At 53.1% G+C, this 17935-nt stretch carries 18 protein-coding genes; 8 read left to right on the top strand and 10 right to left on the bottom strand.

What is annotated here, in order from left to right; genetic code table 11:
• Positions 1–106: 106 nt before the first annotated feature.
• The 9 genes from ACLB09_RS14630 to ACLB09_RS14590 all read right to left on the bottom strand — a co-directional run bounded on the left by ACLB09_RS14630 (position 107) and on the right by ACLB09_RS14590 (position 10284).
• Positions 107–1777 carry an ABC1 kinase family protein gene (locus tag ACLB09_RS14630; RefSeq protein WP_410770566.1) on the bottom strand — a complete coding sequence of 557 codons (1671 nt, stop codon included), beginning with the start codon at positions 1775–1777 and terminating at the stop codon, positions 107–109.
• Positions 1778–1780: 3 nt separating this feature from the next.
• On the bottom strand, positions 1781–2089 hold the full coding sequence (locus ACLB09_RS14625; RefSeq protein WP_410770565.1) for a phasin family protein: 309 nt from the start codon (positions 2087–2089) through the stop codon (positions 1781–1783).
• Positions 2090–2176: 87 nt separating this feature from the next.
• Positions 2177–3040, bottom strand: a complete 864-nt coding sequence (locus ACLB09_RS14620; protein ID WP_410770564.1) for a uroporphyrinogen-III synthase — start codon at positions 3038–3040, stop codon at positions 2177–2179.
• A gap of 152 nt (positions 3041–3192) precedes the next feature.
• On the bottom strand, positions 3193–4443 hold the full coding sequence (locus tag ACLB09_RS14615; protein WP_410770563.1) for a methyl-accepting chemotaxis protein: 1251 nt from the start codon (positions 4441–4443) through the stop codon (positions 3193–3195).
• A 200-nt stretch (positions 4444–4643) separates the two neighbouring features.
• Complete coding sequence (locus ACLB09_RS14610) at positions 4644–5468, bottom strand: winged helix-turn-helix domain-containing protein (RefSeq protein ID WP_410770562.1); 825 nt, start codon at positions 5466–5468, stop codon at positions 4644–4646.
• Entirely contained in the window at positions 5450–5839 is a 390-nt protein-coding gene (locus tag ACLB09_RS14605) for a Fur family transcriptional regulator (RefSeq protein WP_410770561.1), read from the bottom strand. Before ACLB09_RS14605 ends, ACLB09_RS14610 begins: the two co-directional genes overlap by 19 nt.
• A gap of 455 nt (positions 5840–6294) precedes the next feature.
• Positions 6295–7404 (bottom strand): GerAB/ArcD/ProY family transporter, encoded by a 1110-nt coding sequence (locus ACLB09_RS14600; RefSeq protein ID WP_410770560.1) that lies wholly within the window; start codon positions 7402–7404, stop codon positions 6295–6297.
• A 16-nt stretch (positions 7405–7420) separates the two neighbouring features.
• Complete coding sequence (locus tag ACLB09_RS14595; protein ID WP_410770559.1) at positions 7421–8629, bottom strand: Ger(x)C family spore germination protein; 1209 nt, start codon at positions 8627–8629, stop codon at positions 7421–7423.
• Positions 8630–8652: 23 nt separating this feature from the next.
• The gene (locus ACLB09_RS14590) at positions 8653–10284 is read right to left on the bottom strand and encodes a spore germination protein (protein ID WP_410770558.1); all 1632 of its coding nucleotides are present in this window, start codon (positions 10282–10284) and stop codon (positions 8653–8655) included.
• Positions 10285–10435: 151 nt separating this feature from the next.
• Here ACLB09_RS14590 and ACLB09_RS14585 point away from each other — a divergent pair, with 151 nt between their 5' ends.
• The 4 genes from ACLB09_RS14585 (at position 10436) to ACLB09_RS14570 (ending at position 14078) form a co-directional block, all read left to right on the top strand.
• Positions 10436–12001 carry an FAD-dependent oxidoreductase gene (locus ACLB09_RS14585; protein WP_410770557.1) on the top strand — a complete coding sequence of 522 codons (1566 nt, stop codon included), beginning with the start codon at positions 10436–10438 and terminating at the stop codon, positions 11999–12001.
• A gap of 208 nt (positions 12002–12209) precedes the next feature.
• Entirely contained in the window at positions 12210–12536 is a 327-nt protein-coding gene (locus ACLB09_RS14580; protein WP_410770556.1) for a PadR family transcriptional regulator, read from the top strand.
• Positions 12533–13141 carry a DUF1700 domain-containing protein gene (locus ACLB09_RS14575; protein ID WP_410770555.1) on the top strand — a complete coding sequence of 203 codons (609 nt, stop codon included), beginning with the start codon at positions 12533–12535 and terminating at the stop codon, positions 13139–13141. The genes ACLB09_RS14580 and ACLB09_RS14575 overlap by 4 nt, the downstream gene beginning before the upstream one ends.
• On the top strand, positions 13134–14078 hold the full coding sequence (locus ACLB09_RS14570; protein WP_410770554.1) for a DUF4097 family beta strand repeat-containing protein: 945 nt from the start codon (positions 13134–13136) through the stop codon (positions 14076–14078). Before ACLB09_RS14575 ends, ACLB09_RS14570 begins: the two co-directional genes overlap by 8 nt.
• A gap of 117 nt (positions 14079–14195) precedes the next feature.
• Here ACLB09_RS14570 and ACLB09_RS14565 read toward each other — a convergent pair whose 3' ends face one another.
• A complete protein-coding gene (locus tag ACLB09_RS14565) occupies positions 14196–14660 on the bottom strand; it encodes a hypothetical protein (RefSeq protein WP_410770553.1) in 465 nt (154 codons plus the stop codon).
• Positions 14661–14909: 249 nt separating this feature from the next.
• On the opposite strand from ACLB09_RS14565, the gene ACLB09_RS14560 reads away from it, so the two are divergent.
• The 4 genes from ACLB09_RS14560 to ACLB09_RS14545 all read left to right on the top strand — a co-directional run bounded on the left by ACLB09_RS14560 (position 14910) and on the right by ACLB09_RS14545 (position 17934).
• Entirely contained in the window at positions 14910–15059 is a 150-nt protein-coding gene (locus tag ACLB09_RS14560) for an RAxF-45 family protein (RefSeq protein WP_410770552.1), read from the top strand.
• Between the two features lie 111 nt (positions 15060–15170).
• Entirely contained in the window at positions 15171–17237 is a 2067-nt protein-coding gene (gene abc-f, locus ACLB09_RS14555) for a ribosomal protection-like ABC-F family protein (protein ID WP_410770551.1), read from the top strand.
• Positions 17238–17249: 12 nt separating this feature from the next.
• On the top strand, positions 17250–17627 hold the full coding sequence (locus tag ACLB09_RS14550) for a DNA glycosylase family protein (protein ID WP_410770550.1): 378 nt from the start codon (positions 17250–17252) through the stop codon (positions 17625–17627).
• The gene (locus ACLB09_RS14545; protein ID WP_410770549.1) at positions 17518–17934 is read left to right on the top strand and encodes a DNA-3-methyladenine glycosylase family protein; all 417 of its coding nucleotides are present in this window, start codon (positions 17518–17520) and stop codon (positions 17932–17934) included. The genes ACLB09_RS14550 and ACLB09_RS14545 overlap by 110 nt, the downstream gene beginning before the upstream one ends.
• The last annotated feature ends 1 nt before the right edge of the window (position 17935 follow it).

The following is a 17935-nucleotide window of genomic DNA, read 5'->3' as shown; positions in this document are numbered from 1 at the left end:
CTTCTTATTGTAACAGAGATTTGTCCGAAATACCGTCCTGCTGACAAGTTTAATCCATATTCCATGCAAAAACCCCGCGGATGCGGGGTCATAATTCATGTGCGACTCAAAACCTGCCCGAGCGGAAAATAGAATAGAGCAACCAAACCACCATCAAAAAGGCGACGACAAAGCCGATTTCGATGGCGGGAAAGTTCCAGAGCAGGGTGGGCATTCGGGTCAATGACGAGCCGATAATGAGTCCGACCATAATAATGCTGAAAGCAAGCAGCACGATGCTAAAAGAAAGCCGGTTCCCGATTTGATCGAGCTTTTTCATAAACATCTCCATTTCGGGAATGCTCATATCCATCTTTAATTTCCCTTTGCCGATCAAGGTTAAGAGGCGGTTTACCTGCTTCGGGAATCCCGTTAGCGCCTCCGCCAAATCGACGGCCCCGTCAAACGCCTGTTTCCCCAAGCGCCGGCTCGACCATTTTTCGCGCAACAGCTTTTTGCCGAACGGTTCGGCCAAATCGAGAATCCGCAGTTCCGGGTCCAGGCTGATCGCGACCCCTTCCACCGTAAGCAGCGCCTTGCCGAGCAACAGCAAATCCGGAGGCAAAATGATCCGGTGGCGCTGAGCGGTGCCGAACAGATCGTTCAACGCTTCCCCGATACTGATTTCCGAGAACGGAATATCATAGTAGCGGTCACGAAGCCGATCCAAATCGGTACGCAAGCTGTCCAAATCGCGGGTTTCCTCCAGCAGACCCATTCGTAATATGGCCCGGAGCATCCCCTCGTTACTGCGCCGCATGAGGGCAATGACAAGCGAAGACAGGTGATCCCTCATTTCGGCGCTTAAACGTCCGATCATCCCGAAATCGATAAAGGCCAGCTTGCCGTCCCGGGTTGCCAGCAAATTGCCGGGATGAGGATCGGCATGAAAATAACCGCCCGCAAAAATCTGCTGCAACATCGAATTCACCAGCCGCTCGGCAATTTCGCGAGGTTCGAAACTGCCCTGTCGCAGTTCCTCGAGGCGATTCAGGTGAACTCCCTCCACATAATCCATCGTCAATACTTTGGACGTTGAGCAGTGCCAATGGACTGCCGGAATGAAAATCTCCTCGCTGTCCAAAAATTGCCTACGGATTTTCTCCATATTCCGTCCTTCGATGCTGTAGTCCAATTCGGCCCTGATCGATCTGGAGAATTCGTCCACCATTTGCGGAATTTGATACCGGCTTACCCACGGCCAGTGTCTTTGCGCCAGCGCCGTCAGATTTTTGAGAATGTCGAGATCCCGCTCGACTTGAGGTACGACGCCGGGCCGCTGAATCTTTATGGCCACGACCTCCCCGGTGACAAGCCGGCCCTTGTGGACTTGTCCGATCGAAGCGGCGGCAATCGGTTCTTCATCAAACTGTTGCAGCAATTCGGCAGCAGGCATTCCGAATTCCTGCTCGATAATAGCCAGCGACTCCGCCGCCGAAAACGGCGGCACCTGGTCCTGGAGCTTAACAAGTTCCGCGATAATAGGCTCGGGAAGCAAATCGGACCTTGTACTGGCGAGCTGGCCAAGCTTAATAAACGTCGGGCCAAGTTCCTCCAGCACAAGACGAATTCTTTCCCCCAGCGACAAGCTACCGTGCTCCTCCTTATGGATCCAGCGGAGCGGAACGGCAAAAAGCTTGGTCAACCCGATTTCTTCGGCCATATAGCCGAAGCCATGGCGCCCCAGCGCCATGGCGATCTCACGATAACGGCCGGAATGCCGGACACGGATGCCCATAGCCTACGGCTGCTGCAGCTCGGCGAGCTTGATTTCGAGCTCCGCCACCCGCCGCGTCAATTCCTCCACTTCTTTTGCCGAGACAAGCCCCATGGATTGCAGTACGGATTTCACTTGTTCATTCACCATTTCCTTGAAGCGGTTTTGTTCTTCCGCTCCCTTATCGATCAGACGCTCCACAAGCTGCTTGGATTCCGAAGGGGCGAGCTCGCCGCGTTTTACCAAATCGTCCACAAGGCTTTCTACCTTTTCTTTGCTGACAATCGTAAGCCCCCATCCCAAGGAGATGGCCTTCTTTAATAAATCGCTCATGTTTAACATCCTCTCTAAGCTATTTTAGGGAATCGAAAAGCATGCATCCTTTACCTTAGTAATACCCATGGTTCCGCCAATTTCTACCTAGTCCCTTACATCGCCGTCCGCGGTACTCTTTCGGCTAACCGACAGCGGCTCCACTTCTCCGGCGTAATACCGGGCCAGTTCGATCATCATGCTGCCCATGCGCTCCTCGCGCGGAGCTACCACGCGCGGGACGCCTGCCTCAAACAGCCCTTGCGCCGTAACTTTGCCGACCGCTACTGCGATGACGGGTCCCTGCAGAGCCTCCATCAGCGCTTCCCGTTTTCCCTGTTCGGCCGCATACTCCAGCAGAAACCGGACCTGTGGTCCGCTCGTGAAAGTGACAGCGTCAACCCTGCCCTCGGTCAAGTCGGAGAGAAGCAGATCGAGCTCCTCACGCGGCGGGGCGATGTGCCGATACGGAAGCAGTTGCCTGCAGCTCGCCCCCCGCTCTTCAAGCCAGGCCGCCAGCCGGGGAGCCGGATCCCCGTGAAGCTGCAAAATGACGTCTTTGCCTTGAAAGTCATGTTCGGCCAGACCACGGATCAACCCTTCCGTACTGCCATCGTCATCCCGTACAAGCGGCGCGAGCTGGCGCTTTTTCAAAACGTTCGCCGTTTTATAACCCCTTGCCGCGATTTCGCTGTCCCGAAGGATATCCCACAGGTCTTGTGCGATCCCCATATCCTCGGCCATCTCGAACAAGGCGTCTATCCCCATCCCTGTCGTAAATATCGACCAATCCGGCGGATGACTCACCCAGGAGACGAGGCCGTTCCGCAGATCATGATCATTCAGCAGCACGGTCCCTTGTGCCGGTCTGTACAATGGAATGCCACCCAAATTTTCGACCAGTTTGCCGAGCTCCTCTGCACGGCGCGGCCCGGTGAGCGCAATTCTTTTCCCTTCCAATCTACGTGCCATGTAGTTCCCTCCCGTTTCATGGCCGACGGCGGCCGCATTTGTGTTAGTTCCAGATTAAACGACAAGGGGAAGGAAGTAAATGCTTATAAAATGAGGCTGTCCCTAAGCAAACTATGCTTAAGAACAGCCCCTGGAGATGCAAAGAGAAAACGCTAAATTTTCTGTACTTTAAATTTCCCGGCCAGCTCCTGAAGTTGCGCAGCCATCCGTGACAGTTCCGCCGAGGATGATGCTATTTCTTCCATTGAGGCGAGCTGCTGTTCGGCTGCCGCAGAAATGGTTTGCGTATTTCCCGTAACCTCCTCGGCCACGGAACGAATATCGCTCATCGACTCGGTTACCCGCCCCGCACCGGCAGCCAAATCCTGTGCCGATGTCAGCACGCCTTCAATTTTTTCGCCGGTTCCCCGCACCGCTTTACGGATTCGCGAGAAGGAACGCCCGGAAATGTCCACAGCCACAATACCTTCTTCAACGCCTTTTTTGGCATTCTCCATCGAATTCTGGGCGCGGCGCACCTCCGACTGAATGGCTCCGATCAGTTCTTCAATTTGGTGAGCGGATTTCTCCGACCCTTCGGCCAACTTGCGAACTTCGGAAGCTACCACGGCAAAGCCTTTTCCCTGTTCTCCGGCTCTGGCCGCTTCGATGGATGCATTCAGGGCCAGCATATTCGTCTGCTTAGCGATGCCCGTAATTACCTCTACGATTCCGCCGATATTTTCCGTAAGCCCGCCTAACGTCTCAATTACTGTACCCAGCTCATCGACGGTATGCTGGATATGTTCAATTTTCTCAACGACGGAGAGTACGGAGGAATTCCCCTCCTCCGCCACCGCCGTGGTCCGTTCCATCGTCTCCGTAAACGTCCGGATATGGCCGGAAATGACTACGGCCTGGCCGGACATCTCCTCGACGCCCTTGATGCCGGCTTCGATATTATTCATTTGCCGCTCGCTGCCGGCGGCCATTTCCTGAATGGCTCCGGTAACATGTTCGATCGCCTTCGTAGTTTGCCCGGCGCCGGCAGACAGCTGCTGCGCCGAAACGGATACCTGATTCGTGGTGTCCCGCACGCTTACGATCATATCGTTCAAGTTATCGACCATCCGTTGCACATGATTGCTGAGGACTCCGATTTCATCCGACCTGTTCAACCCGTCCACGCGCTTCGTCAAATCCCCCTGGGCTATCAATCGTGCCGTTTCGCTCAGTCTGTCCAGCGGAACCGCGATGCTGCGGATCGCCAGCCACGCTGCCGCAACCGCAACGATCAGCGATATCCCTGCAATGAAAAGCAACCTTCCTTCTACCTCCTGACCGATCAGGAAATCTAACAAAATCGGAACCAGAGCGACAACAACGGTAAATACCAGCAAGGTAATTCTGACGCGCTTTTTCATGGATACAGGTCCCCTTCTACAAAAATCTTTACATATAGATCTATTTCGACTAATTCGACGTCCCGGACTTCATTTCCTTTCTCCCCAGAAAGCCGAAAAAGACAAATAAAGGGTTGTTCCACCAAGGCAAAACGCCCATGGAACAACCCTCTGTTTATATTACGAAGAATTACCTGGATCCGCACGTGCGATATGCCTTATTAATCGGCCAGGCGGTACCCTACTCCTCTTACGGTTGCAATGTACATGGAGTTCACTGCGCGGTCGCCCAGCTTCTTGCGCAAACTTTTGATATGAACGTCCACGATGTTGCTGCCGCCGAGGAACGAGGTCCCCCATATTTCGGTCAGCAGGTCCTCCCGGGAAAGAACGGTTCCTTCCCGTTCAAGCAATTTAACAAGCAGCTCGTATTCCGTCTTCGTCAAGCCGATTTTTGCACCGTTGCGATACACGGCCATTTTCTTGCGATCGATCCACAAATCTTTGAAGATGGCTGGCGAAGTTCCCGTAAGCAGCCGGGATGCCGGCGAGCGTTTTGCGCCGCTGCGGATAATGCGTTGGGCATGATAATTGATTTCACCCGGACGGGCTGGCCACACCAGAAGTTCCTGATTCATCAATCCTTGGTCCAATTTGGGAAGAAGTCGTTCATTCACCAGCAGCAGGGAAGGAACATTGCCGGCTTCCTGTACCAGCGACTTCACGGGAGCCACTTCCTCCGCTTCCTGAAACGGGGTCAAGTCAAAAATAAGCAGGTCCGCCGTCTGGGCATTGCGAATGCCTTGCTCCCAGTGGTGGAACACCAGAACGTCAAAGCATCCTTCGGATAGATCACGGACCAGTTCGTGGATTCCCCCGGGAAACGGGCTGACAAGGATCACCCGCTGCGTTACCGGACAAACCTCCCGGCCGTCAAACGAGTCAAGCATTTCCGAACTGCTTCCGTCCATTTCCTCCGGCCGCCGAAACGGGGTCACGGTTCCAGTTTGCATACGCCCAAGGGTCTTCACTTCTTCTGCCGACACGATGGGCACACCCCCCCGAATACGACGTGGGCATGGTGTACATCATACCCGGTTTCTTTGGCCACAGCCCCGCTCCAATCCTCCGGCACCTGGGTCATAACCTCGTCAACGCGGCCGCACACCTCGCACAGGATATGCTGATGGTCATCCAGCTTGGCATCATAGCGGCTGGCTGCTTCCCCAAGCTTCAATTCGCGGATCATTTCCTTGTCCGCCAAGTATCGGAGCGAGTTGTATACCGTGCCGTAAGCAAAATTGTAACCTTGCTCCACCAGCCGGTTCATCACTTCCGCTGCCGTAGGATGATCGTGGGCATTGCGGACGACGTCATATACCGCTTGGCGTTGAGTAGTCAAATTTAAGGATTTCATATATTAATCATTCCTTTAGATATCTGTTTTAGACTTAGTATAAGTCTTGATTCAGAATTAGTCAAATTCCAACTTTAATTACCTGTCCGTATGTTAGAGGGAAGTTATTTTCATACTAAGAAAAAAGGGGGTTTCAAAAATTTTGCTACTAAAAAAATACCTCGTAGTGTTTCTTTTTTTTTCGTTAGGCCTGGGCTACAGCATATTTACCGATGTTCTCCTCGGACAGCCATGGGATACCGTTTTGAAAAACTTTGACTACGCGATGGTTACACTGACCCAAAAAATAGCGGTTTTAGCCTTGGTTCTGAGTCTTGTCGTTCCGGACCTCTACCACGCATTTAAAACTAAGAAAGAGAAGAAGTCTGCACATAACGCTGACTCTGACTCCGGCTCTGATTCCCGCTCTGGCTCTGGCTCCGACGTCGGCTCCAGAACTGCCGGAAATCCCAACGCTAGTTCCGACCCTGCCCCCGGGTCTTCGAGCGGTAGCTATGGACAAAGCCGACCAACAGCAGGAACACGGGAATAACCACAAAGAATACCGGGTCGATCATATACAGCACTTTACCTCCTTTCGCCAGATGCTCGGTGAAAGATCCGGCGATCGTGAGGGATAACAGTAAAATCACAATAGCCATCGGATAAAGCAGCTTTCGGTAAGGGATTTTAAAAATGTCCGACATGCCCATTACCGAAGCGTAATAAAAAACGCTTATTTTAAAAAATACACCGATAATCAAAATCATGACGACCAAAATATCGGTGCGTTGAATAAAATCCGCAATCGATGCTTTCCCGATCATCGTAAGTAAAGGAAAAACCGAGCGTTCCGTAATATCTACGCCAAGTACCGATATCGTAGCCGCAATCGCCCCGGAAAGGATCAGTCCGGATATCAAAATCGCCAAATGCCCCGCCTTCATCCCCCCTTTCCGATGGCCCAAGGAAGGCATGACCGTCACAAAACAGATGACCTCCGCAAACGGAAATTGATAATTTTGCCGATACACTGACAGGAACAACGTCTCCATCCCGTCGCCTAATACGGGACGCAGCCGATTGAGGTTCAAAATGTCCGAAAAGAGGACCAGCAGCACGATGAATATTCCGATCAATGTAACGACTACGAGGAAAATAAATGCCGTACGGGCAAGGACCTCGACCCCCTTGTGAAGAACATAGGCAACCGTCAATATCATCATTAAATTGACGATCAGTAGAGGAGTTTCCTTCAACGTGGAGGCGATGACCAGCAAGCCTCCATCCATTAAATCCCGGGAAGCCTTGTTCAAAAAAAACACCACATAGGCAATGCCAATCACGGTTCCGAGATATTTACCCAGAAGCACTCTGAGATAAGCCGTCGGCTGCATGTCGGGAAACAGTCCGTTCAGATAGGCGTAAACGGCGAACAGCAGGCTGCCGATTCCCATCCCGATCAGAATGGCCAGCCAGGCATCCCTGCCCGCCAATATCCCCACATTGACGACGAGCGCGGTTCCCAACTGAAACAGCAGCATCATCGAGAAAAACTGCAAGGAACTGATTTTGGTCTTCTCCATGGCTTACCCTCCCCTCTTACTTCTTTTTGAAATGATACTTATAGGAACGATCCCTCATTTGCGTGTTGCGGATGATGGAATCGACCTCGTACTGTACGTCGATTGCCGGAAAAATTTCTTCCCATTGCCCGCTGATCTTTTTCCAGGCTTTCGGATTTGTCCGTTCCGCCTGCTGTGCAATGCCGAAAATGTCGCTTTTCATCTGCTGCGCTTTCTTCACCGCGGATTCGAGTTTCCGGGCGATAACCGCGTTCGCAGCCTTCTCAATTTTGTCCAAGACCTGCGAATCCCGTAAATCGGCCTCGGTCCCGGCTTCGCGGACGGACATCTGAGGTTTCACTTTAATCACGGCCATCGGATGCCGGGGGTTGGAAACATCCACTTTTGTGCTTGTGCTCGTTTCGAATACTTCTAACGTAATTTCTTCCTCGTCTCCCTCGGGTTTAACAAGCAATACTGTTTTTCTCATCTTGTTTAACATCCATACCAGGCCTTTGCACTCTTCCCTGTTCATCCAACCCACCAATTTATCGCCTTTAAAAAAGGCCATATCGTCTATGACGACCACCCCTGCCGATTCCGTTCTTTCAAGGTTGCTCTTATCGCCTGCTTTTTCGGGGCTACCCAGAATGTTCAAGCCGTTAATGACCGGCCCCCCTCCCGGACTTAGCAGCCCTCGAAGCACATCATCGATTTCAACGGCAAAATTCGCCCCAAGTTCATCGGCGGCCAAATCCGTCTTCTGGACGAGCGCATAAGCCGTAATTTTACCAAGCGGAGTAAGAGCGGAAACAATATCGCTTGCTTTTATCCCTTCCCGGGCTATATATAATTTCGTGGAAAGCCGGAGATCCGAATCCCGGTCGAGAAAATCCACAAGGCCGGAGATTCCTTCGCGGGCAATCTCTTCCGAGATTACGATGAGTCTGGTTTGCCCCGTTGAAATGAGCCGTGGCACTTCACGCGATACATTTCGCATGGCTTCGACTATACTTCCTCCGGAGGCATGATACACCGATGTCGGAGTTCCGCCGCGACCGGTTTTTCCGGAGATCTCATCGGCGATGATTACCTGCAAACTTACCTCGTAACCACCATCCGAATGATCGATTCCAATTCCCGACACGATGGCTCTTCTATTCAATTCTCTTGCATCCCAGCATCCCGGCAACGTGAACGACAAGAGGCAAAACGCCAAGAGCCCGCATATGCGCTTCCGAACCATACGAATGTAATCTCCTTAGTCTTTCATTGTTTTTTCCCGCTGTGACCACCGACTTTTCCGGACTTCCCAAGCGGTTTTATTTCCTCGGCCTTCTTGGCATGCTTCAGATTATAGTTGTTTTGGGAACGATTCTTGAATGTCCAGAACGGCAATCTTATGACCGTGTCCTTTTGGCTTTGCAAGGCAAACGGGCTGAGCGGAGCCAGATAAGGTACGCCAAAGGAGCGCAAGCTGTTCATATGCGCCACCAGCACGATCAGTCCGAGCGTAATACCGTAAAAACCGAACATGCCGCCCAAGACCATAAAGCAGAAGCGGATCAAACGCCCGGCAATCGCCAAATTATAAGCCGGCAGCGCAAAACTGGCGATGCCCGTCAACGCCACGACAATGACCATGACCGGCGTAATAATCCCGGCTTCCACCACGGCTTGTCCCAAAATCAACGCCCCCACGATAGACACCGTTTGACCGATGGCTCTCGGCATGCGTACCCCGGCCTCCCGAAGAATTTCAAAGGTGACCTCCATCAACATGGCTTCGAAGAATGCGGGAAAGGGCACGCCTTCCCTCTGGGCAACAAAGTTGATAAGCAACAGGGACGGAATCATCTCATAATGAAAAGTCGTCAGCGCAATGTACACCGATGGTCCGAGCAACAGGATGATGAAACTGATATACCGAATTAAACGCATAAATATGCTGATATCATAACGTTGGGCATAGTCTTCCGGCGATTGAAAAAATTGGGCGAAAACCGTCGGAAGAATCAGGACGAACGGCGTGCCGTCCACCAGGAGAATGATTCTTCCTTCCAACAGGTTTCCGGCTGCCACGTCGGGCCGTTCCGTGTTGTACACCGTTGGAAACGGGGTAAAGGTTTCGTCCTGAATGAACTCTTCAATGTAGGCGGACTCCAATACGGCGTCGATCTGTATCGACTTGAGCCGCTCCTTCACCTCTTCGACGAGATCTTTATCCGCTACGCTTTTAAGATACATAATGCCTACATGGGTGTGACTCACGGATCCGATTTTCATCGTTTCCAGCCAAAGATCGGAATTTTTGATCCGACGGCGTATCAGCGAAATATTGGTTCCGATCGATTCGACAAAGCTGTCCTTCGGCCCGCGTACGACCAGTTGGGAAGAGGGTTCGCTTACGGTGCGCCATTCGCCCCCCGGCGTGCTGATCACAAGCGCTTTATCGCATCCTTCCAGCAAAATAACCGTATCTCCCGACAAAATGCCCAGAAGCATATCCTTCCAGTCACTCTCCATCGAAGAGTCGCCGGACGTAAGGGCATCCTTCAAGATCATTTCCATAATCCGCTCGGGGTTCATGTCCGGCTTGCGATCCGGCTTGAATTCAACCAAGGACCTCATGACCACATTGTTAATCGTTTTCTCGTCGCTAAGCCCGTTCAGATATACGATGGCGGCTTCTACTTGCCAAAGGTAAGGCTCTCCGATTTTAAACTCCCGGATCACGATGTCGGGGCTATTACCCGACTCCTCCCGGATCTGTTCCAGCATTTCCCGCAGATGGCCCGAAAGCGCAAGGGTTTCGGAACGGGAACGGGTACCCGATTGCTCGGTCTGCCTGTCTCTATTGTATTGGCGGCCGCTCCCGGCTCGGGACCGATTGCGTTTCATACTCAACAGCTCCTATCCATATCGCATCCTGAACCCAGTATCTGCTTTTCATTCCTTTTTCATGCGAATGAAGGAAGCATGCACCTCCACTCGTTTCTTATCCACTTACGGTGGTAATAATGAAAAAATAAACCATAAGGAGGAATCCCCCATGAACAGCAGTTCATTCACCTCAACCGGACTTCCCAAATATCCGCAATCGATGTGGAGAGAGACGACGTCGTTCCCCTCGTTTCCTACGGTTCAGGAAGATATTCAAACCGATGTTCTTATCGCCGGGGCCGGAATTACCGGGATCACCGCAGCCTATGCGCTTGTTCAAGCCGGACTTAAGGTGGCCGTCGTCGATGCCGGTAAAATCCTGGACGGAACGACCGGCCATACCACTGCGAAAATCACCGCCCAACACGGATTGATCTATGACAATCTGATCTCTCACTTCGGAGAAGAAAATGCCCGGTTGTATTTTGAAGCTAACCAGGAAGCCCTTCGCTTTATAGAGGAAACGGTGCGTAAGCATGACGTCAACTGCGGCTTCAAGTCCGAAGACGCCTATTTGTATGCGGATTCCGACGAGCAACTGAAAAAGCTTGAGAAAGAGTGGGCGGCCTACGAAAAACTGAATCTCCCCGGAGAATGGTGCGATACGATTCCGCTGCCGCTCGTGATCAAAGGCGCGGTGAAAATGCGCGACCAGGCCCGGTTTCACCCGCTTCAGTATTTGCATGCGCTGGTCGATTACGTAGTTAAGCACGGCGGCCAGTTCTATGAAAATTCGACCATGGCCGACTCCGCCGAAGAAACCGGAGACGGCAAGCTCTTGCTGAAGACGGAATCGGGCGTCAAGATTACGTGCAGAAACGCCATTTCGGCCTCGCACTTTCCTTTCTACGACGGAGGCGGGCTATACTTTACCCGGCTTCATGCCGACCGTTCCTATGTCGTAGCGATCGAACCGGAAACCCCCTATGCCGGAGGCATGTATATCAATTGCGGGAATCCAAAGCGTTCGCTGCGGGCAGCCGAGCTGGACGGCAAAGAAGTGATTCTGGTCGGCGGGGAATCGCATAAGACCGGACAAAGCGACTGTACGATCAAGCACTATGAAGAGCTTGAGAAGTTCGGCGGTATGACGTTCGGCGCGAAAAATATCCCCTACCGCTGGTCCGCCCAGGACCTTGCAACCATCGATCAGGTCCCTTACATCGGCCCCGTCACCTCCAATCACCCGCATATTTTCGTGGCGACGGGCTTCGGAAAATGGGGCATGACCAGCAGTACATTGGCCGCCCTGCTGATTTCCGATCTGATTCAGGAAAAAGACAACCGGTATGCCGACTTGTTCACCCCGTCCCGCTTCAAAGCGAATCCCGGGATCAAGAACCTGGTCGTGCAAAATGCGGACGTCGCCAAGGAATTGATCACCGGCAAAGTGGACATCGTCCACAGGAAAGTCGAGGATCTCATGCCGGATCAAGGAGCCGCCGTCAAACATCTGGGCAAAAAAGCCGGTGCCTACAGAGACCCCGAGGGCAATATCCACCTGGTGGACACCACCTGTACGCATATGGGATGCGAAGTCAAGTGGAACCCGGCCGAGCGCTCCTGGGATTGCCCTTGTCATGGCTCCAGATTTGATTATACGGGCGCCGTGATCGAGGGCCCGGCTACGGAAAATCTGCCCCGGCTCAGTCCGCAATACGGAACCCGGGAATAAGATTTTCAGCATGGCTTGAAGAAACAGAATCCGAGCGGTTGAGCCGGGCTTCCCCGGACAGCCGCTTTTATTTTTGTGCCAGTCAAGATCGGAATCGATGAATTCACTATGTTGCATTATTCAGTACTGTGTGATAATATGTTCCCAATCAATACTAATTAATGTTCAGTACTAGAAAATAATAAACAGCGAAAATGAGGCGATGTCATTGGATATTAGCATCCAATTCAAGAAAGGCGCCTTGGAATTATGCGTGCTGGTGCTTATCCATGAGCATGACCGCTACGGATATGAGCTGGCCCAATCCGTGTCCCAGCATATTGAAGTCGCGGAAGGAGCGCTATATCCCCTGCTCCGCAGACTGGTAGGCGAGGGCTACTGCACGACTTATCTGCAGGAATCCACGGAAGGGCCCCCGCGTAAATATTACAAGCTGACGCCAGAGGGAGAACTTTACATGAAGAAGCTGGTTATCGAATGGAAACAGTTTGTGAGAAGCGTATCTAATTTAATCGAGAGAGGAAGCCGCTTATGAATAAGAGCGAATTTTTGGCGCAGCTTCATGATCATCTGTCGGTGCTGCCGCCTGAAGAGCGCAATGAACTGATGGAAGACTTCGAGGCGCATTTCACCTTTGCCTTGCAAAACGGCAAATCGGAGGAGGAGATCGCGACGGAACTCGGGAATCCGGCCGAACTGGCCAAGGAAGCCATTGACGGAAGGTTTGCCCCAAAGGAGCCCGTATACTGGTTTAATCCCGAAAATCCCCCGGTCGCACCCGCCCCGGAGAATCCGAAACCGGCCTATCGGCGCGGCGGTTTTGCAACGACCATGGTATATATCGGACTAATTTTTCTCAATTTGGTCCTCGTCCCCTTACTCATCTCCTTCTGGGCCGTCGGGATCAGCTTGGCCGCCTCAGCCCTGGCAGGAATAGTCAGCCCGGTGGCGGTGGCGCTTGATTATGCCGTCGGTCATGGATTTTTTGCGGCAAAAGGCTACGCCACGGTTGCCTTAGTAGGCGTGGGCATCCTTCTCGCGATAGCCTCGCGTTATGTTTATAAAGCGCTGGTTCGAATCAGCGTATTATACTGGGGATGGAATGTACGGGTAGCAAAAGGAGGAGCGGGACATGAATAACAAAAGATGGTCCTTGCTGGCCATTATTCTCATCATTATCGGTTTTGCCGGAATGGCGTATCAGGGCTTTGACTTCGGCGATGAAAATCCTTACCACAAACAAAAATGGACCCTGGATTCATTGAATTCCCTGGTGGTGGACAGCAGCTATGATGTGGACGTCGAATTTATTAAAAGCTCGGATGGGTCCAATTATATCGAGGTTAGCGGAAATATGGCCCAGGATACGATCGACAAGCTGAAAGCAGCAACCGTTTCCGGACCGGATGTTAGCATTGACCTAACGGAGAAAACCAAGTGGAGTTTTATGGTCATCAATTTTCAGTCCAGCAAACAGCATATGACCGTAGCCATGGCCGATCCGTCCATGATCGACCGAATCGACTTCAAGCTGCATTCCAATAACGGCCATTTTACGGGCTTGCAAGCCAAAGACATCGAACTTACCACGTCTTCGGGAAATTTGACCTTGTCCTCCATTACCTCTGAGCATCTGACAATCAAGGCTACATCCGGCAATGTGACGGCTACGGATATCCAGGGTGAAACCGAGATTGCCGTCGCCTCCGGAAATACAAAAGTAGTGAATCTCCACGGAGGGCTTACCACCCACGGTACGTCAGGCAAGCTTACAGTCATCGGGGCGGAGGGGCCGCTGGATGCCAAATTAACCACGGGAAATGTCGTTATTAATGACTTTCAAGGTGCCGGGGTTATTGAGAACACCTCCGGGAACGTCACGGTTTCCGACCAACGTTCGGACTCGCTCGACATTTCGGTCCGGTCCGGCAATGTCACCTTGTCCGTTGACCCCGAATTTAAAGGAATATATGATTTGAAGGCTGGTACGGGCAACGTGAAAGCGCCCGATTCCCCTATGGAAACCAAAGACCTTATTAAGGTCAGAACGACCTCGGGAAACATAAAAATCCATTAATCACCAAAAGAAAAGGGTTGAACTTCGGCGAGACGGCCGGCGTTCAACCCTTGTTTATGTTCATCTCTCTCCCGCTCGGAATCAGCGGTCTTCAAGACGGATGGCTAACTTCTGAAATTAGGCGATTTCCTGTGCCGTTTCCTGTGCGATCGCTTCACGGTAGGCATGCAGCGAATAATAGATAACGGTATCCATCATCTGTTTATCGGCATCCGGCACAAGCTTCAGGGCATATTCCCAAGCATTCTCTTCGATTCGGAGCGCGATCTCCTTTCGCTCCAGTTCGCTTTCGCAGGTATCGAGGCGATCTGATAGATCGGCCAATGCAGCATCTTCAGCATGGCCAAGTTCATGCGCAAATACGATACGTAGCAGTTGCCCATATCCATCGAGCGAACCGAACAGCGTCATGCACTGCTTCTTGATCTCACCCAGATATATTGTCACCGAATGATCCGACATACTGTATTTGCCGCCGACATTGCGGCCGCCCGGAAACCGGGACTTCATCTTCACGGAGACCCCGCTGCCTGACACTTCCAGCAATTCGTCAAAAATCTGCTTAGCTGCTGTTCTTTCCAATTAGGCTCCCCTTACTTATTGTAAATTGACGCTTTCGCGGCGCACCCTTTGGGGAACCGCGTTTTTTGTCTAGGGATGATTATAAAGGAAAGGGAGGAGGAAATAAACAACAAACCAATCATTACCCGATAAATTCCGAGTCTAAACATTAAATTTTTGTGAAAAGTTTCTTTTGCTTGTTTACTTGATTTTTCCATAGCCAGCGCATATACTTTCAATATCTTGTTTCATGAATGGAGGTGGGTAGAAGTGGATCGCAAGTTTGCGTGGAGTCGAGTTAGCCAACTGCCGATGGCAATGTTTGGCAATGTTCATGCTTTTGTCCGTAACGGGATAAGTCTGTCCATTTTTAATAATTCGATATCCAAAACCAATTGCGAAATGCCGCTCCTACCCTGACCTCACGGGCTAAAGTAACGTGTGCGAAGAAGGCTGCAGGTTTTCCTGCAGCCTTTTTGCGTCTGAATGAGGATACTTCGGAGCGGCATCCGACCGAAGGAGATCATTAAAATGATGATTCAATGTGCTCACATTCAAAAATATTATGGCGCCGAGTTGGTGCTTAGCGATGTATCGTTCGAAATCAAAGAAGGCGAAACCGTCGGCCTCATCGGCAGAAACGGTACCGGTAAAACGACGTTAATACGCTTGCTTACGGGCAGCGAGGCCCCGGATCAAGGCGAGCTGATGATCCGCAAAGATGCGGTAACCGGCTCGCTTGCCCAGATTCCCGATTACGGACGGGAAGAAACGGTCTACGATGTGCTGCGTTCCGCCTTCCAACCTTTACTTGACGCCAAAGGCGGAATGGAGCGGTTGGAAAACGAGATGTCCCTGGCCGCCACAGAGGGATCGGAATCGGCGCTGCAGAGTCTGCTCCGGCAATACGGCCGGCTGCAGGAAATGTTCGAGCGGGGCGGCGGCTATGAAATTGAGGCCGACATTGACCGGATCACCGCCGGAATAGGCATCCCGGCACAGCAATATAACCGCCCCTTCTCCTCCCTGTCCGGCGGCGAGAAAACCAAAGTCGGCCTGGCGGTCATTTTGCTGCAAAATCCGGATATCCTGCTGCTCGACGAGCCGACCAATCATCTCGATATGGCCGCGATCGAATGGCTGGAGGGCTTCCTGCGCACTTTCAGCGGAACCGTCGTAGTCATCTCGCATGATCGCTACTTTCTCGATGCCGTAGCTGAAAAAATCATCGAAATCGAGGATGGAGAAGCGTTTACCTATCATTGCAACTACAGTAGATACAAAGAAGAAAAGGAAGCGCGGCTGCTTCAGCAGTTCGCCGATTATCAGGAACAGCAGAAAAAAATCAAAAAGATGCAGGAAACGATCAAGCAGCTTATTGAATGGGGCAACCGTTCCAACCCGCCAAACCCGGGCTTCCACCGGCGCGCCGCTTCGATGCAAAAGGCGCTGGACCGCATGGTCAAGCTGAAAAGGCCGGTGCTGGAACGCAAGCGGATCGATTTGCAGCTGGAGCAGTCCGACCGCTCCGGCAAAGAGGCGCTTATTCTCACGGAGGTAAGCCAATCCGCGGGAGGACGGCAGTTGTACCGCCGGATCAGCCGGAATTTGCGCTACGGGGAGTCCGCCGCGCTGATCGGCGGCAACGGAGCAGGCAAGAGCACGCTGCTCAAGAGCATCCTCGGAATCGGCGGCCCTCCCGATGAAGGCGAAATCCGCCTTGGCGCCCGGGTGGAAACCGGGTACCTTGCCCAAGAGTCCGCGCCGTCCGATGAGGAGGGAACGGTGCTTCAATACTTCCGCGACGAGCTTGGCATGGAAACGGGCGAAGCCCGGAACCAGCTGGCCCGGTTTCTATTTTACGGCAGCGACGTGTTCAAAAAGGTGCACAGCTTGTCCGGCGGAGAATGGACGCGGCTCCGGCTGGCGATTCTGATGTATAGAAAGCCGAATCTGCTGCTGCTCGACGAGCCGACCAACCATCTGGACATCGACTCGCGGGAAGCGCTGGAGGAGGCGCTGGAAGAATACCCGGGTACTCTCCTGGCCGTATCGCATGACCGCTACTTCATCAACAAAATTGCCGGTCAGGTGTGGCTGCTGGAGGACGGACAGCTGTCCGTGACGCTGGGCAATTTTGACGACTTCCGCGCGGAGCGGCTGAAGCGGGAAGCCGCAGCGGACGGGGCCGGCACGGGCGGCCAGCGCCGGGGGACGCCGGGCCCGAGCGGCGGCGCAGGAGCGGACGCCGGCATAAGGGCGCAGCCGCGCAGCGGGAATGCGCCGGCACCGCAGGCCGGGGCGCCCGGGGTGGCGGCTGCGGCTGCGGAGCCCGCAGGCGATGGCCCCGAGGCCGGCCGGAACGCGGCTGGCCGGCGGCCGAAGGCGGCGAATCCAGCTGCGGTGAGCAAGCTGGAACGCGATATTGCCGCAGCCGAGGCGGAGCTGGCGGCGATCGACGCGGCCATGCTGGAGCCGGAGGCGGCCTGCGACGCCGGGCGCCTGGCCGCGCTGCAATCGGAGCGCGATGAGTTGCAGCTCCGGGTCGACGCGATGATGGAACAGTACTTTGACATGATTGACGATTCCACCCGGTAAAGGAGCCTGGTCATGGATAAAATTCCTGCCGGTTTTCATCTTCACCCGGAGGAAGCCAGCGTCCGGGTGCTGGTCGCTGGCGATCTCCGGATGGGGCTGCTTACCGGACTGATCGGCGAGCTTCGCACGAAGCCGCGGGGCCCGCATTTTGCGGCACTGGCTCGCTCGATCATGAGCCAGCAGATCTCCGCCAAGGCGGCCTCGACGATTTGCGGCCGGGGTGCTGGAACTGGCCGGGGAACTTTCCCCGGCCGCACTCGCGGCGGAAAGCGATGCGAATTTGCGGGCTGCCGGACTTTCGGCTGCCAAGGTCGCCTACCTTCGCGATTTGTGCGCGAAGGTGCTGACCGGGGAAGTCGATCTCGAAACACTTGGAACCGTAAGCGATGAGGAAGCCGTACAATCCCTGCTCTCGATTAAAGGCATCGGACGCTGGACGGCGGAAATGTTCCTGATCTTCGCGCTGGGCCTCAAGCACGTCGTATCCCTTGGAGACATCGGGCTTCAACGCGCCGCGAAGTGGGTATACGATATGGAGGAACGGAGCGACCGGAAATATTTGCAGCAGGTTGAGCATCTCTGGGCGCCCTATGGATCGATTGCTTCCCTCTATTTATGGGAAGCCATCAATGCGGGCCATGTCGATTCCGGAGAGACGCTGGAGCAACGATGCACCAAATCGCATGAAACTTTATGAG

It is taken from the genome of Fontibacillus forbon, from assembly GCF_046559655.1.
GTDB lineage: Bacteria > Bacillota > Bacilli > Paenibacillales > Paenibacillaceae > Fontibacillus.
This window is presented reverse-complemented; position numbering and strand designations above follow the sequence as displayed.

Excerpts from the sequence above, each read along its gene's own strand:
- ACLB09_RS14600 (WP_410770560.1), bottom strand. The coding sequence starts at position 7,404 with ATGGAGAAGACCAAAATCAGTTCCTTGCAGTTTTTCTCGATGATGCTG.
- ACLB09_RS14550 (WP_410770550.1), top strand. The coding sequence starts at position 17,250 with ATGGATAAAATTCCTGCCGGTTTTCATCTTCACCCGGAGGAAGCCAGC.
- ACLB09_RS14570 (WP_410770554.1), top strand. The coding sequence starts at position 13,134 with ATGAATAACAAAAGATGGTCCTTGCTGGCCATTATTCTCATCATTATC.
- ACLB09_RS14590 (WP_410770558.1), bottom strand. The coding sequence starts at position 10,284 with ATGAAACGCAATCGGTCCCGAGCCGGGAGCGGCCGCCAATACAATAGA.
- ACLB09_RS14575 (WP_410770555.1), top strand. The coding sequence starts at position 12,533 with ATGAATAAGAGCGAATTTTTGGCGCAGCTTCATGATCATCTGTCGGTG.
- abc-f (WP_410770551.1), top strand. The coding sequence starts at position 15,171 with ATGATGATTCAATGTGCTCACATTCAAAAATATTATGGCGCCGAGTTG.
- ACLB09_RS14620 (WP_410770564.1), bottom strand. The coding sequence starts at position 3,040 with ATGGCACGTAGATTGGAAGGGAAAAGAATTGCGCTCACCGGGCCGCGC.
- ACLB09_RS14625 (WP_410770565.1), bottom strand. The coding sequence starts at position 2,089 with ATGAGCGATTTATTAAAGAAGGCCATCTCCTTGGGATGGGGGCTTACG.
- ACLB09_RS14595 (WP_410770559.1), bottom strand. The coding sequence starts at position 8,629 with ATGGTTCGGAAGCGCATATGCGGGCTCTTGGCGTTTTGCCTCTTGTCG.
- ACLB09_RS14630 (WP_410770566.1), bottom strand. The coding sequence starts at position 1,777 with ATGGGCATCCGTGTCCGGCATTCCGGCCGTTATCGTGAGATCGCCATG.
- ACLB09_RS14585 (WP_410770557.1), top strand. The coding sequence starts at position 10,436 with ATGAACAGCAGTTCATTCACCTCAACCGGACTTCCCAAATATCCGCAA.
- ACLB09_RS14615 (WP_410770563.1), bottom strand. The coding sequence starts at position 4,443 with ATGAAAAAGCGCGTCAGAATTACCTTGCTGGTATTTACCGTTGTTGTC.
- ACLB09_RS14605 (WP_410770561.1), bottom strand. The coding sequence starts at position 5,839 with ATGAAATCCTTAAATTTGACTACTCAACGCCAAGCGGTATATGACGTC.